Raw genomic sequence first — 13801 nt, 5'->3', positions numbered from 1 at the left:
ATGTCCGGGAGGACGGGCCCCATGGCAAGGTTCGGGCGGGCGCTGGAAAGGCGCCTGCCCGCGATTGTCGTCTCTCCGCTTTTCGCGGCGAGCCTGTTCTTCGTCTACGGCTTCATCGGCTGGACGGCCTATATCTCGCTGACCCGCTCGGGGGTGATGCCCGACTACCAATTCGACGGGGTGAGCCAATATGTCCGTCTCTGGCAGACGCCGCGCTGGTACGTGGCGATCCGCAACCTGTTTATCTTTTCGGGCCTGTTCATCTCGATCTCGATGGCGATCGGCATCCTTCTGGCGATCCTGCTCGACCAGAAGGTGCGCATCGAGGGGGTGATCCGCACGATCTACCTATACCCGATGGCGCTGAGTTTCATCGTCACCGGAACGGTCTGGAAATGGATGCTGAACCCCGGCCTCGGCCTGGAGCGGTTGATGCATCAGGCCGGGTTCGAGAGCTTCAGATTCGACTGGCTGGTGAACTCGCATTACGCGATCTACACGGTGGTGATCGCGGCCGTCTGGCAAAGCTCGGGCTATGCGATGGCGCTGTTTCTGGCCGGGCTCCGCTCGGTCGATGACGAGGTGCTGAAAGCGGCGGCGATCGACGGCGCGGGCCCGTGGCGCACTTATACCGGGATCGTGCTGCCGATGCTGCGACCGGTGTTCCTCTCCACCGTCATCATCCTCGCCCATCTCGCGATCAAGAGCTTCGATCTGGTGATCGCGCTGACTGGCGGGGGGCCGGGCTATGCCACCGACATGCCCGCCACCTTCATGTATTCCTTCGCCTTTCAGCGCAGCGAGCTGGGCGTAGCGGCGGCGAGTGCCACGATGATGCTTATGACGGTCATCGCGATCATCGTGCCCTATCTCTACTCGGAACTGAGGAAGACAGCCGGATGAGCGCACGCAGCACAGGCGGGATCGTCCGGCGCAAGGGGCTGCATCACGGCCTGATGCGCGCGCTGCTCTTCGTGGTGCTCGGGCTGTTCTGCATCTACTACCTGATCCCGCTTCTGGTGATGATATCGACCTCGCTGAAATCGCTGGCCGAGATCAGGGAGGGCTCACTCATCAGCCCGCCGCAGGCGCTCGACTTCAGCGCCTGGGAGAAGGCGTGGAACAGCGCCTGCGTGGGCGTGCGTTGCAACGGGCTTGCGCCCTATGTCTGGAACTCGGTGATGATGACCGTCCCGGCGGTGGCGATCTCGACGATACTGGGCGCGCTCAACGGCTATGCGCTGACCAAGTGGCGCTTTCGCGGCGCCGATACGATCTTCGCGCTGATGCTGTTCGGCGCCTTCATTCCGTTTCAGGTGATCCTTCTGCCGATGGCGCGGGTGCTGGGCCAACTCGGGCTTGCGGGCACGGTCCCGGGGCTGATCCTCGTGCACACGGTCTATGGCCTCGCCTTCACGACCCTGTTCTTCCGCAACTTCTTCATCGGGGTTTCGGACGGCATCATTCAGGCGGCGAAGGTCGACGGGGCGGGTTTCTTCGGAATTTTCTTCCGGCTCGTGCTGCCGATGTCGCTGCCCGCGATCGTGGTCACCGTGATCTGGCAGTTCACCCAGATCTGGAACGACTTCCTGTTCGGCGTCGCATTCACGATCGGCGACAGCAACCCGGTGACGGTGGCGCTCAACAACGTGGTGAACACCTCGACCGGGGTGAAGGAATACAACGTCGACATGGCCGCGGCGATTATCGCGGCCCTGCCGACGCTGGCGGTCTATGTCTTGGCCGGGGCGTGGTTCGTGCGCGGTCTCTCGGCCGGAGCGGTGAAAGGGTAGCGATGGCAGCGGGAATTTCCCTTCAGGGCGTGCGCAAACGCTTCGGGACCAACGAGGTGATCAAGGGCATCGACCTCGAGATCGAGGCGGGCGAGTTCATTGTCCTCGTCGGGCCCTCGGGCTGCGGCAAGTCGACCCTGCTCAACCTGATCGCCGGGCTCGAGACGCTGAGCGACGGCCATATCGACATCGCGGGGCGACGGGTCGACGACACCCCGCCGCGCGACCGCGACATCGCGATGGTGTTCCAGTCCTATGCGCTCTACCCGACCAAGACGGTGCGTGAGAACATCACCTTCGGGATGCAGACCCGCCACGTCCCGCGCGCCGATCAGACCAAAGCCGTCGAGGAGTTCAGCACGCTTCTGCAGATCCATCCCTATCTCGACCGCAAGCCCGGCCAGCTTTCGGGCGGCCAGCGCCAGCGCGTCGCAATGGGCCGCGCGCTCGTGCGCAAGCCCGAAGTGTTTCTGTTCGACGAGCCCCTGTCGAACCTCGACGCCAAACTGCGGATCGAGATGCGCACCGAGATCAAGAAGCTGCACCAGCGGCTCGGCAAGACCGTCGTCTATGTCACCCACGACCAGATCGAGGCGATGACGCTGGCGACACGGATCGCGGTGATGGATAACGGCCATATCCGTCAGGTGGCCGAGCCCGGCGCGATCTACGACGATCCGGTGGACCTGTTCGTCGCGGGCTTCATGGGCTCGCCGCCGATGAACATGCTGCCCGGTGTCCTGCGCCGCGGGGGGCCGGAAGGCGTATCTGTCGAAGTGGCGGAGGGCGCGGCAGAAGCGCTTCGGTTCCCCTTGTCCCAAAATCTCGCGGAGCGGATCACCGCCCCCGACGGGCAAAAGGTCGTCCTCGGGCTTCGGCCGGAGGTGATCTTCATGGCTGGGACCGAACTGCCCGGCCCCGACCGTTTCGTCTTCGAACGTCCGGTGGATCTGGTCGAGCCGACCGGACCGGACACGATGATCGTCTTCGCCCTGGGCGAGACCGAGGTGATCGCCCGGGTCCGGCCCGAGGACGCCCTGCCCCCGGGCGCGCCCTTCAGCTTTGAGGTCGATATGGGCAAGGCCAAGGTCTTCGACGCCGAGACCGGGCTGCGCCTCTAACGCGTGCAGCCCGCGGGCGTCCGGTCACCCTTTGCCTTCGGCCTCCGCGACATGGCCTTTCACCTTCAGGAAGCTGTCCGGTGTCACCGAGATCGAGTCGATCCCGAACTCCACCAGTGTGCGGGCGAATTCAGGGTAGTTCGAGGGCGCCTGACCGCAGAGACCGACCTTCGCGCCCACGCCATGCGCTTTCTCTATGACCGTCCGGATCATCCACTGAACCGCGGCATGGCGTTCGTCGAAGAGCGTCGCGAGCCTGTCGCTGTCGCGATCGATGCCGAGGGTCAGCTGCGTCAGATCGTTGGACCCGATGGAGAACCCGTCAAACCGCTCGGCGAAGGCTTCGGCGAGGATGACGTTCGAGGGCACTTCGCACATCACGTAGATCTGCAGCCCGTTCGATCCGCGCACCAGCCCTTCCTCGGCCATCACCGCCAGCACGCGGTCGGCTTCCTCGGGCGTCCGGCAGAACGGAACCATCACCAGCACATTGTCGAACCCGGCCTCTTCGCGCAGCCGACGGATCGCCCGACATTCCAGCCGGAACCCGTCGACATAGGCCGGATCGTAATAGCGCGAGGCCCCGCGCCAGCCGATCATCGGGTTGGATTCCACTGGCTCGAACTGCCGCCCGCCAAGCAGGTCGGCATATTCGTTCGTCTTGAAATCGCTCAGCCGCAGGATCATCGGGTTCGGATAGGCTACGGCGGCGATCCGAGACAGGCCGAGCGCCAGTTGATCGACGAAATATTCGGACTTGTCCTCGTATCCCCTTGTGAGGGTTTCGATTTCCTCCCGCACTTCCGCCTCCTGAATGTCGGAGAAATGCAGCAGCGCCATCGGGTGGACCCGGATCGTGTTCGAGATCACGAATTCCATCCGCGCCAGACCGACACCATCGATCGGCAGCCGCCACCAGCGCGCGGCAATGGCCGGATTGGCGAGGTTTAGCATGACCTTGGTCTTGGTTTCCGGCACCGCGTCGAGGTTCAGATCTTCGACCGTGAACTCGGCAAAGCCGTCATAGACCAGACCCTCGTCCCCTTCGGCGCAGCAGACGGTCACCTCCTGCTCGTCATGCAGCACATGGGTCGCATCTCCACACCCGACGACGGCGGGAACACCCAACTCGCGGCTGACGATGGCGGCATGGCTGGTTCTGCCGCCGTGATCGGTGATGATCGCCGAGGCCCGTTTCATCACCGGCACCCAGTCGGGGTCCGTCGTCGAGGTGACAAGGATCGAGCCGTCCACGAAATCGTCGATATCCTTGACGTCTTCGATCAGGCAGACCCGCCCGGTCGCGATCTGCTCGCCCACCGACAGACCGTTGACGACGACCGGACCGTGCGCGCCGATCGTGTAACGCCGCAAAGACCCGGCGGAGACTCGCGACTGAACCGTCTCGGGGCGCGCCTGCACGATGTAAAGCTTGCCCGTGACGCCGTCCTTGGCCCATTCCATGTCCATCGGCTGCCCGTAATGCGCTTCGATGGTCGCCGCTTGCTGCGCGAGGTCGAGCACTTCGTCATCCGACAGGACGAACCGACCGCGTTCGGCTTTCGAGGTGGGCACGTTGCGCACCGGGTTCGGAGCGTCCGGCCCGGCATAGATCATCTTGATCTCTTTCGCGCCGAGCTTCCTCTCGATGATCGGTTTGATCCCCGTCTTACCGAGGAACGGCTTGTAGACCTGAAACTCGTCCGGCGTGACCGCGCCTTGCACGACGTTTTCGCCCAAGCCCCAGGCCGCGCTGATCAGCACGACCTTGTCGAAGCCGGTTTCGGTGTCGATCGAGAACATCACCCCCGACCCGCCGATATCGGAGCGTACCATCTGCTGGACGCCCACGGAGAGCGCGACATCGAGGTGATTGAACCCTCTGAGCTTGCGATAGGTGATCGCGCGGTCGGTGAAGAGCGAGGCATAGCACTTGCGGCAGGCGGTCAGAAGCTCCTCCTCGCCCGAGACGTTGAGATAGGTCTCCTGCTGACCGGCGAAGCTGGCATCGGGAAGGTCTTCGGCCGTCGCGCTCGAGCGCACGGCGACGGAGACCTCGGGCACCCCTGCCCGCTTGGACAGATCGCGATACGCCTCCCGGATCGCGGCTACGGTCGAGGCAGGCCAGTCCCCGGCCACGATGGTGTCGCGAATGCTTTGCCCCGCGACATGCAGGCTGATCTTGTCGGCATCGTAATCCGCAAGATAGCCCGCGATGGCCTCGGTCAGTTTGTTCTCTTCAAGAAACATCCGATAGGCGTCGGCGGTGGTGGCGAAGCCCGGCGGGACCTGAATACCCTTGGCGCCCAACTCCTGCACCATCTCGCCGAGCGAAGAGTTCTTGCCGCCCACAAGCGCGACATCTTCGCGGCGTAAGCTATCGAAAGGAATGACTTCTTTCTTCGTCGTCATGGGCTCGCCTCTCCTGTTTGCACTTGCGGGCACTCTATCCGAGGCGCGCATCGGGGCCTTGATCTCTGTCAACGCGGAGCCTTTCGGACGGGGCTCTGCCTGCGCACCCTCCAGCCGCCCAATCCGTTCTGGACAGCGCCGGATTTTCCTGCGATCAAATCCGGGATGGTGTCCGGCCCCAAAGGGTCGGCTGAAAAGGGAACACGGTGCGGGCGAGGCCCAACTCCGTGACTGCCCCCGCAACTGTAAGCGGCGAGCGCCACCGAAAACGCCACTGACCTGCAAAGGTTGGGAAGGTCCGGTGAAGCCACGACCCGCGAGTCAGGAGACCTGCCATCTCGGATGCGCCGCCGCGCATCTCGGTCACCTTAAACCCGGGCGGGGTGCCCTGGGACGGAGAGTCGAGAGATGGACCAGATCGGACCTCGCATATCGCCGTGCCGCGACCAATCCCGCCCTTTTGCGCGGAGGGCGCGATGCTTTTGGAACGAACGCTTTCACTCTTACAACTCGATATAGGGCCGATCTCGCCGCTGCGGGCGCGTGAGCTGGGCACGCTGGGCTACATGGAATGGCTTGGCACGCTGCCGGGCGACATGCCCTATGCGAAGGCGGCGATCGTCGCCCATATGCAGGCCTATCCGCACTCCCTGATCTCACCAGCGGTGGAGGTGTTCTGCGAGCTGTTGCTGGAGTCGCTGACCCCGCAGCCTTTCGCCTTGCCGATCGAGATGCCCCCGCCGGTGCGGCGCGGCGGGGCACGCGCCCGGCGCGGCCTCTGACCCGCTTTTCGTCTTGCGGTCGCTCTCTGCGGCCCGACCGAGGACCATTGCAGTAGGGAGCGTCATTCGTTCCCTGCGAGGCTCGGCTCTGTCCAACGATGGTCATGGATGAACTGAGAGGATCTCTCCATGAATGACAACAAACTGACCCGCCTGCTCGACGCGCGCCCGGTAATCTGCGCCGAGGGCTTTCTGTTCGAACTGGAACGGCGCGGCTATCTGACCGCCGGGGAATTCGTGCCCGAGGTGGCGCTCGAATACCCGCAGGCGCTGCGCAATCTGCATGTCGATTTCCAGCGCGCCGGCAGCGATATCGTCGAGGCCTTCACCTATAACGGCCACCGCGAGAAGATGCGCGTGATCGGCAAGGAAGACCTGCTGGAGCCGCTCAACCGCGCGGCGCTGAAGATCGCCCGCGAGGTCGCCGATGCCAAGACCGGAAATCTGATGGCGGGCAATATCTCGAACACGAATATCTGGGACCCGGCAGATCCGGCGCGGCAGGCCGAGGTGCGCGCGATGTTCGACGAGATGGTCGGCTGGGCGGTCGAGGAAGGCGCGGATATCCTCATCGGCGAGACCTTCTACTACGCGGGCGAGGCGCTATGCGCGCTCGAGGCCGCGAAGGCGTCGGGGCTGCCGGTGGTGCTGACGCTGGCGCCGATGGCGGCCAACGAGATGATGGACGGGGTCGGCATCGTCGAGACCTGCCAGAAACTCGAACAGGCGGGCGCCGATGTCGTCGGGCTGAACTGCTTCCGCGGGCCGCAGACGATGATGCCGTGGCTGCGCAAGGTGCGCGCGGCGGTGAGCTGCCATGTCGGCGCCCTGCCCGTGCCCTACCGGACCACGAAGGAGGAGCCCACCTTCTTCAACCTCTCCGATCACAACGGCTGCACCTGCCCCTCGCCGCATGGCCGGACCTTTCCAACCGCGCTCGATCCGCTGGCCTGCAACCGCTACGAGATCGGCGCCTTTGCGCGTGAGGCGCAGGCGATCGGGGTGAATTACCTCGGCGTGTGCTGCGGGGCGAGCCCGATGCATATCCGCGAAATGGCCGAGGCCGTGGGTCGCGAGACCGAGGCCAGCCGCTTCTCGGAGCGCATGGAGAACCACTTCATGTATGGCCAGAACGACCGCCTCCCGGCGCATATCCGGGCGCTCGGCGACGGGGCCTGAGGCAAGACACGCTCCTGTCGCGCGAGAGTTTCGCGCGGCAGGGCAATCTATATATTGACACCGATACACCATGCATCCCAATATGATGTTGCTTTGGTTCCTGCGAGTCACTCCGCAGGCGAAGAGGGAAGCCGGTGGAATTCCGGCGCTGCCCCCGCAACTGTAAGCGGCGAGCCTGATGTCCGAATGTCACTGGTGCAATGCGCCGGGAAGACGGACCGAGAGGCGCTCGAGCCGCGAGCCAGGAGACCTGCCAGAGCAGATAGACGACGACCGCGGCGGAGGGCCCGGGCGCGTGGCTATGTGCTGCGGCACCCTGCCCACGAGCCTTGTCCCGCGCTGCCGACAGCCAACAAAGGGACAGGACACATGACCATCACCGTCTATTCGAAACCGGCCTGCGTGCAATGCACCGCCACGACCCGTGCGCTGGATGCCAAGGGGATCGACTACAACGTGATCGACCTCACCGAGGATGCCGCCGCGATGGAGATGGTGCAGGACCTCGGCTACCGTCAGGCGCCCGTGGTGATCGCGGGCGAGGATCACTGGGCGGGCTTCCGGCCCGACATGATCGGACAGCTCAGCTGAGCGCGGGCCCGGATCATGGGACAGGCAAGGCTGATCTATTACTCCTCGGCCTCGGGGAACACGCAGCGCTTCGTGGAGCGGCTGGGTCTGCCCGCGCTGCGTCTGCCCCTCTCGGCGGAGGCGGCGATGCCGTACCCGCCCTGCCCCTACGTCCTGATCTGCCCGAGCTACGCCGACGGCAAGGGGCGCGGCGCGGTCGCGAAACCGGTCATCGCCTTTCTCAACGATCCCGCCCGCCGCGCGGGTCTGCGCGGCGTGATCGCCAGCGGCAATCGCAATTTCGGCGCGCTCTTCGCCTGCGCGGGCGATCTGCTGGCGCGCAAATGCAACATCCCCGTGCTCTACCGGTTCGAACTGGCGGGGACCGACACTGACATCGACCGCGTGCGCGCGGGTCTCGACAATTTCTGGAGGCTGGAATGCTCGACAGCGAAGTAAAACCGAGCGGGGCCACGGCCTCGGAATTCGCGGGGCTTGATCACCACGCGCTCAACGCAATGCTCAACCTCTATGACGCGGAGGGCAATATCCGCTTCGAGGCCGACCGGATGGCGGCGCGGCAATATTTCCTGCGCCATGTGAACCAGAACACGGTGTTCTTCCATTCGCTGGACGAGAAGCTCGGCTATCTGGTGGAGGAAGGCTATTACGACGCCGCCGTGCTCGATCAGTATTCGCGCAACTTTCAGCGCGCGATCTGGGAGGCGGCTTTCGCGGCAAAGTTTCGTTTTCCGACCTTCCTCGGCGCGTTCAAATATTACACCTCCTACACGTTGAAGACCCGTGACGGGCAGCGCTATCTCGAACGCTACGAGGACCGGGTGGTGATGGTGGCGCTGACGCTCGCGCGCGGCGACGAAGCGCTGGCGATGCGGCTGATGGATGAGATGCTGGCGGGTCGCTTCCAGCCCGCGACGCCGACCTTCCTCAACGCGGGCAAGAAGGCGCGGGGCGAGTTCGTCTCCTGCTTCCTGCTGCGACTGGAAGACAACATGGAAAGCATCGGGCGCGGCATCAACTCGGCGCTGCAACTGTCGAAACGCGGCGGCGGCGTGGCCCTGATGCTGACCAATATCCGCGAATATGGCGCGCCGATCAAAGGGATCGAGAACCAGTCCTCGGGCGTGATCCCGGTGATGAAGCTGCTCGAAGACAGCTTCAGCTATGCCAACCAGCTGGGCGCGCGTCAGGGTGCGGGCGCGGTTTATCTGCACGCCCATCACCCCGACATCCTGCGCTTCCTCGACACCAAGCGCGAGAATGCGGACGAGAAAATCCGGATCAAGACGCTGAGCCTCGGCGTGGTGATCCCCGACATCACCTTCGAGCTCGCGAAGAAGAACGAGGAGATGTATCTCTTCTCGCCGCATGACGTGGAGCGGGTCTATGGCTGCGCCTTCTCGGAGATTTCCGTGACCGAGAAATACCACGAAATGGTCGACGACGCGCGGATTCGCAAACGCAAGATCAACGCCCGCGCCTTCTTCCAGACGCTGGCCGAGATCCAGTTCGAAAGCGGCTATCCCTACATCATGTTCGAAGACACGGTGAACCGCGCCAACCCGATCGCGGGACGGATCACCATGTCGAACCTGTGTTCGGAGATTCTGCAGGTGGCCGAGCCTTCCGAGTTCGACGAGGATCTGGGCTACGCGCAGATGGGCACGGATATCTCGTGCAATCTGGGTTCGCTCAACATCGCCAAGGTGATGGATGGCGGCGATCTGGGCGCGAGCGTCGGGGCCGCGATCCGGGCGCTCTCGGCGGTGTCGGAGATGAGCGCGATCAACGCCGTCCCCTCGATCCGCAAGGGCAACGAGGAAAGCCACGCGATCGGTCTGGGTCAGATGAACCTGCACGGTTTCCTCGCCCGCGAGCGCGTCCATTATGGCAGCCCCGAGGGGATCGAATTCACCTCCGTTTATTTCGCCGCCGTAGCCTATCACGCGTTGGCGGAGTCGAACCGGCTGGCCGCCGAGCATGGCCGGAGTTTCAAGGGGTTCGAGGCCTCTGCCTATGCCGATGGCAGCTTCTTCGAGAAATACGTCACCCGCGACTTTCTGCCTGAGAGCGACACCGTCACGGCCCTGTTCGACCGCTTCGGGATCACCCTGCCCACCCGCGCCGACTGGGCCGAGCTGCGCGACCGGGTCATGGAGACCGGCCTGTGGAATCGCAACCTGCAAGCCGTGCCGCCCACCGGCTCGATCAGCTATATCAACAACGCGACAGCCTCGATCCACCCGATCACCGCGAAGATCGAGATCCGTAAGGAAGGCAAGATCGGCCGGGTCTATTACCCCGCGCCCTACATGACGAACGACAATCTCGAGTTCTACCGCGACGCCTATCAGATCGGCCCCGAGGCGATCATCGACACCTATGCGGCAGCGACCGAGCATGTCGATCAAGGTCTCTCGCTGACGCTGTTCTTCCCGGCCGAGGCCACGACCCGCGACATCAACCGCGCCCAGATCTATGCATGGCGGCGCGGCATCAAGACCATCTATTACATCCGCCTGCGCCAAGCGGCCCTCGAGGGGACCGAGGTGCAGGGCTGCGTATCCTGTTCCCTGTGAGGCCCGCCATGAAAGATCTGCACACATCCCGCCCCGTTCCGCGTGCCGTCAACTGGAACCGCCTTCAGGACGACAAGGATCTCGAAGTCTGGAACCGGCTCACGTCGAATTTCTGGCTGCCCGAGAAGGTGCCGCTGTCGAACGACATTCAAAGCTGGTCGCAACTGACCGAGGATGAGCAGACGCTCACGATCCGGGTCTTCACCGGGCTGACGCTGCTGGACACGATCCAGAACACCGTGGGCGCGCCTGCGCTGATGGCGGATGCGGCGACGCCCCATGAGGAAGCGGTGCTGTCCAACATCGCCTTCATGGAGGCCGTGCATGCGCGCAGCTATTCCTCGGTCTTCTCGACACTGTGCAACACCGCCGAGGTCGACGAGGCGTTCCGCTGGTCGCAGGAAAACCCGCATCTGCAGGCCAAGTCGCGGCTGATCCTCGACGAATACGACGCGACGGCGAGCCCGTTGAAGCGCAAGGTGGCGAGCGTCTTTCTGGAAAGCTTCCTGTTCTATTCGGGCTTCTACCTGCCGATGCACTGGTCGAGCCGCGCGCGCCTGACCAACACGGCCGACCTGATCCGCCTGATCATCCGTGACGAGGCGATCCACGGCTATTACATCGGCTACAAGTTCCAGCGCGCGTTGGAGCGGGCGACCGAGACCGAGCGCACCGAGATCAAGGATTTTGCCTTCTCGCTGATGTTCGACCTCTATGACATCGAGGGCCGCTATACCGAGCAGCTCTATGACGGTCTGGGCCTGACGGAGGATGTGAAGCACTTCCTGCATTACAACGCCAACAAGGCGCTGCAGAACCTCGGCTATGAGGCGCTCTTCCCCGAAGAGGCGACGCGCGTGAACCCCGCGATCCTCGCCGCGCTCTCGCCCGGATCGGACGAAAACCACGACTTCTTCTCGGGCTCGGGATCGAGCTACGTGATCGGCAAGGCAGTCGCGACCGAGGACGAGGACTGGGCGTTCTGAACCCGCCGCCGCCCGCGCCTCAGACGGGGCGCGGGGCAGTATCCGGGGCTGCGGTCTCGCCGGTCGATTTCAGCGTGGCGATGAACCGCTTGGTGCGCTCGCGCTCGGGCGCATCGAAGACCTGCCGCGCCGGGCCGGTCTCGACCACCCCGCCGCTTTCCAGCACGACCACCCGCTCGGCGATCTGCGAGGCCAGCCGCAAATCGTGGGTGGCCATCACCATCGTCGTGCCCTCGCGGGCCAGCTGTGCCAGAACGTCGACGACTTCCGCCGCCAGTTCCGGATCGAGCGCCGAGGTCGGCTCGTCGCAGAGCAGAACTTTCGGCGACGGGGCGAGCGCGCGGGCAATCGCGATGCGCTGCTGCTGCCCGCCCGAAAGCGTCGCGGGCCAGGCATCGGCCTTATGCGCCATTCCGACCTTCTCCAAGAGCGACATCGCGCGCTCGCGGGCTTTCGCGGCAGGCCAGTTCTGCACGGTCACGAGGCTCTCCATCACGTTCTCGATCGCAGTGCGATGCGGGAAGAGCTGGAAGTTCTGGAACACCATCCCGGTCTGTTGCCGAATGCTCTGGATCTGGCCGCGCGAGAGCCGCCCGCCCTCGGTCAGCGTCACCGTGGCGTCGCCGATGGCGAGCGTGCCGCTCGTCGGCACCTCCAGCAGGTTGATGGTACGCAAAAGCGTGCTCTTGCCGCCACCGGAGGGGCCGATCAACGCGGTCACGGAGCCCTCAGGCAAAGACAGCGAGATCCCCGACAGAACCTCGTTCTCGCCGAACCGCTTGGTGATATTCGACAGCTCGATCATGTGCGTTCCTCCAGAAAGCCGCCATATTGGCCAAGGCGCCGTTCGAGCCGCCCCTGCAGCGCCGACAGGACCGAGCAGAGCGCGAGATAGATCAGCGCCGCCTCGACATAGAGGACGAGCGGTTCATAGGTGGTCGCGACGATCCGCTGCGCCGCCTGAAACAGTTCCGGCACGGTGATCGCTGCGGCGAGCGACGTATCCTTCACCAGCGAGATGAAGCTGTTCGACAAGGGCGGCACCGCGACGCGCGAGGCCTGCGGCACGATGGTGCGGGTCATCGTCTGCCGCCAGTTCATGCCGATGGAATAGGACGCTTCCCACTGCCCCTTGGACACCGAGGACAGCGCCGCGCGCAGGATTTCCGACGTGTAGGCGCCGACATTCAGCGTGAAGCCGATCAGCCCCGCCACGAAGGCGTCGAGCGTGATCCCGAGGCTCGGCAGCCCGTAGAAGATCAGGAAAAGCTGCACCAGAAGCGGCGTGCCCCGGATCACCCAGACATAGAACCGCACGATCCACACCAGCGGACGCGGCCCGAACAGCCGGATCACCGCGCAGAGCAGCCCGAGCGCAAGGCCCAGCGTGAAGGTGATGAGCGTCAGCGGGATCGTGAAGGTCACCGTCGCCTGCAAAAGCGGCACGAGCGATGACCACATCAGGGGCAACCAGTCAGCCATAGCGGATCCTTTCTGCAAGCCTGACGCGCCTCCGGGCTGAATCCCGAAGGCGCGCGCGGCTCGACATTCGGCTTACTTCGAGACGTCTTCCCCGAAATACTCTTCGGAGATCTTCTGGTAGGTCCCGTCGGCCTTCATCTCGTCGAGCGCCTTGTTGATCGCAGCCAGCAGGTCGGGCTGGTCCTTCGCGATGATCACGCCGGAATAGTTCGCATCGGGCATGGTCGCGGCCAGCTTCACGGGGGCGTCCGGCTTGTTCTTCTTGAAGTCGAGGAAGGACAGGCTGTCATTCACCGTCGCATCGGCGCGGTTCTGGATGACAAGCGCGATCGACTGATCGAACCCGTTCGTGCCGATCAGTTCGGCACCGTGATCCGAGGCGATCTTGCCGAAATTGCTCGAGAGCGTCTGGGCGGCGGTCTTGCCTTTCAGATCGTCGAAGCCGGTGATGTCGGTCTCGTCCTTGCGCACGATCAGCGCCGCTTTCGACGCGATATAGGGCTGCGAGAAATCGTATTTCTTCTTGCGCGCATCGGTGATGCCCACCTCGTTGATCACCGCGTCGTAGCGGTCGGCATCGAGCCCAGCGATCAGGCCGTCCCAGCGGCCTTCGAGGAACTTCACCTTCACGCCCAGCTTTTCGCCGATGGCGCGCGCGATGGCGACGTCGAAGCCGGTCAGCTTTCCGGATTCGTCATGGTAGGTGAAGGGCGGATAGGTGCCTTCGGTGCCGACGCGGAAGACGCCGTCTTTCTGGATATCAGCGAGGCTCGCGGCCTGGGCCGCGGGCGCCACGATCCCGGCGAGGGCTGCGATGGCGATGAGGGTGCGAACGGGTTTCATGCGAGATACCTCCGATAGGTCGAAGACGCCGCC

General features: G+C 64.1%; 13 protein-coding genes and 2 riboswitches. Of the genes, 9 read left to right on the top strand and 4 right to left on the bottom strand.

Annotated features, from left to right (window positions below):
* Positions 1-21: 21 nt before the first annotated feature.
* The 3 genes from BMG03_RS09460 to BMG03_RS09450 are packed head-to-tail and all read left to right on the top strand — an operon-like array spanning position 22 to position 2914.
* On the top strand, positions 22-903 hold the full coding sequence (locus tag BMG03_RS09460) for a carbohydrate ABC transporter permease (RefSeq protein ID WP_075774690.1): 882 nt from the start codon (positions 22-24) through the stop codon (positions 901-903).
* Positions 900-1793, top strand: a complete 894-nt coding sequence (locus BMG03_RS09455) for a carbohydrate ABC transporter permease (RefSeq protein ID WP_075774689.1) — start codon at positions 900-902, stop codon at positions 1791-1793. Before BMG03_RS09460 ends, BMG03_RS09455 begins: the two co-directional genes overlap by 4 nt.
* A 2-nt stretch (positions 1794-1795) precedes the next feature.
* Complete coding sequence (locus BMG03_RS09450) at positions 1796-2914, top strand: ABC transporter ATP-binding protein (protein WP_075774688.1); 1119 nt, start codon at positions 1796-1798, stop codon at positions 2912-2914.
* Between the two features lie 24 nt (positions 2915-2938).
* Here the strand turns inward: BMG03_RS09450 and ppsA are convergent, their stop codons facing one another.
* On the bottom strand, positions 2939-5326 hold the full coding sequence (ppsA, locus tag BMG03_RS09445; protein ID WP_075774687.1) for a phosphoenolpyruvate synthase: 2388 nt from the start codon (positions 5324-5326) through the stop codon (positions 2939-2941).
* Between the two features lie 149 nt (positions 5327-5475).
* A riboswitch (cobalamin riboswitch) is annotated at positions 5476-5678 on the top strand.
* A 124-nt stretch (positions 5679-5802) separates the two neighbouring features.
* Between ppsA and BMG03_RS09440 the strand changes: the two genes are divergently transcribed.
* The 6 genes from BMG03_RS09440 (at position 5803) to nrdF (ending at position 11443) form a co-directional block, all read left to right on the top strand.
* Positions 5803-6108 (top strand): hypothetical protein, encoded by a 306-nt coding sequence (locus BMG03_RS09440; RefSeq protein WP_075774686.1) that lies wholly within the window; start codon positions 5803-5805, stop codon positions 6106-6108.
* Positions 6109-6237: 129 nt separating this feature from the next.
* Positions 6238-7287, top strand: coding sequence for a homocysteine S-methyltransferase family protein (locus BMG03_RS09435; protein ID WP_075774685.1), 1050 nt, complete (start codon positions 6238-6240; stop codon positions 7285-7287).
* A 77-nt stretch (positions 7288-7364) separates the two neighbouring features.
* A riboswitch (cobalamin riboswitch) is annotated at positions 7365-7559 on the top strand.
* Between the two features lie 97 nt (positions 7560-7656).
* On the top strand, positions 7657-7878 hold the full coding sequence (nrdH, locus tag BMG03_RS09430) for a glutaredoxin-like protein NrdH (RefSeq protein WP_075774684.1): 222 nt from the start codon (positions 7657-7659) through the stop codon (positions 7876-7878).
* Positions 7879-7893: 15 nt separating this feature from the next.
* On the top strand, positions 7894-8316 hold the full coding sequence (gene nrdI, locus BMG03_RS09425) for a class Ib ribonucleoside-diphosphate reductase assembly flavoprotein NrdI (protein ID WP_075774683.1): 423 nt from the start codon (positions 7894-7896) through the stop codon (positions 8314-8316).
* Positions 8298-10457: a class 1b ribonucleoside-diphosphate reductase subunit alpha gene (nrdE, locus tag BMG03_RS09420; protein ID WP_075774682.1), complete on the top strand. Its 2160-nt coding sequence runs from the start codon at positions 8298-8300 to the stop codon at positions 10455-10457. The genes nrdI and nrdE overlap by 19 nt, the downstream gene beginning before the upstream one ends.
* Positions 10458-10465: 8 nt before the next feature.
* Positions 10466-11443: a class 1b ribonucleoside-diphosphate reductase subunit beta gene (gene nrdF, locus BMG03_RS09415; protein WP_075774681.1), complete on the top strand. Its 978-nt coding sequence runs from the start codon at positions 10466-10468 to the stop codon at positions 11441-11443.
* A gap of 19 nt (positions 11444-11462) precedes the next feature.
* Here the strand turns inward: nrdF and BMG03_RS09410 are convergent, their stop codons facing one another.
* The 3 genes from BMG03_RS09410 to BMG03_RS09400 all read right to left on the bottom strand — a co-directional run bounded on the left by BMG03_RS09410 (position 11463) and on the right by BMG03_RS09400 (position 13768).
* Entirely contained in the window at positions 11463-12248 is a 786-nt protein-coding gene (locus BMG03_RS09410) for an amino acid ABC transporter ATP-binding protein (RefSeq protein WP_075774680.1), read from the bottom strand.
* The gene (locus BMG03_RS09405; protein ID WP_075774679.1) at positions 12245-12925 is read right to left on the bottom strand and encodes an amino acid ABC transporter permease; all 681 of its coding nucleotides are present in this window, start codon (positions 12923-12925) and stop codon (positions 12245-12247) included. Before BMG03_RS09405 ends, BMG03_RS09410 begins: the two co-directional genes overlap by 4 nt.
* A 72-nt stretch (positions 12926-12997) precedes the next feature.
* Positions 12998-13768, bottom strand: coding sequence for an amino acid ABC transporter substrate-binding protein (locus tag BMG03_RS09400; protein ID WP_075774678.1), 771 nt, complete (start codon positions 13766-13768; stop codon positions 12998-13000).
* Positions 13769-13801 lie beyond the last annotated feature (33 nt).

It is taken from the genome of Thioclava nitratireducens, assembly GCF_001940525.2.
Taxonomy (GTDB): Bacteria; Pseudomonadota; Alphaproteobacteria; order Rhodobacterales; family Rhodobacteraceae; genus Thioclava; species Thioclava nitratireducens.
Note: the sequence above shows the minus strand (reverse complement) of the source record. Positions and strands in the feature narration are given on the sequence as shown.

Excerpts from the sequence above, each read along its gene's own strand:
- BMG03_RS09460 (WP_075774690.1), top strand. The coding sequence starts at position 22 with ATGGCAAGGTTCGGGCGGGCGCTGGAAAGGCGCCTGCCCGCGATTGTC.
- BMG03_RS09455 (WP_075774689.1), top strand. The coding sequence starts at position 900 with ATGAGCGCACGCAGCACAGGCGGGATCGTCCGGCGCAAGGGGCTGCAT.
- BMG03_RS09450 (WP_075774688.1), top strand. The coding sequence starts at position 1,796 with ATGGCAGCGGGAATTTCCCTTCAGGGCGTGCGCAAACGCTTCGGGACC.
- ppsA (WP_075774687.1), bottom strand. The coding sequence starts at position 5,326 with ATGACGACGAAGAAAGAAGTCATTCCTTTCGATAGCTTACGCCGCGAA.
- BMG03_RS09440 (WP_075774686.1), top strand. The coding sequence starts at position 5,803 with ATGCTTTTGGAACGAACGCTTTCACTCTTACAACTCGATATAGGGCCG.
- BMG03_RS09435 (WP_075774685.1), top strand. The coding sequence starts at position 6,238 with ATGAATGACAACAAACTGACCCGCCTGCTCGACGCGCGCCCGGTAATC.
- nrdH (WP_075774684.1), top strand. The coding sequence starts at position 7,657 with ATGACCATCACCGTCTATTCGAAACCGGCCTGCGTGCAATGCACCGCC.
- nrdI (WP_075774683.1), top strand. The coding sequence starts at position 7,894 with ATGGGACAGGCAAGGCTGATCTATTACTCCTCGGCCTCGGGGAACACG.
- nrdE (WP_075774682.1), top strand. The coding sequence starts at position 8,298 with ATGCTCGACAGCGAAGTAAAACCGAGCGGGGCCACGGCCTCGGAATTC.
- nrdF (WP_075774681.1), top strand. The coding sequence starts at position 10,466 with ATGAAAGATCTGCACACATCCCGCCCCGTTCCGCGTGCCGTCAACTGG.
- BMG03_RS09410 (WP_075774680.1), bottom strand. The coding sequence starts at position 12,248 with ATGATCGAGCTGTCGAATATCACCAAGCGGTTCGGCGAGAACGAGGTT.
- BMG03_RS09405 (WP_075774679.1), bottom strand. The coding sequence starts at position 12,925 with ATGGCTGACTGGTTGCCCCTGATGTGGTCATCGCTCGTGCCGCTTTTG.
- BMG03_RS09400 (WP_075774678.1), bottom strand. The coding sequence starts at position 13,768 with ATGAAACCCGTTCGCACCCTCATCGCCATCGCAGCCCTCGCCGGGATC.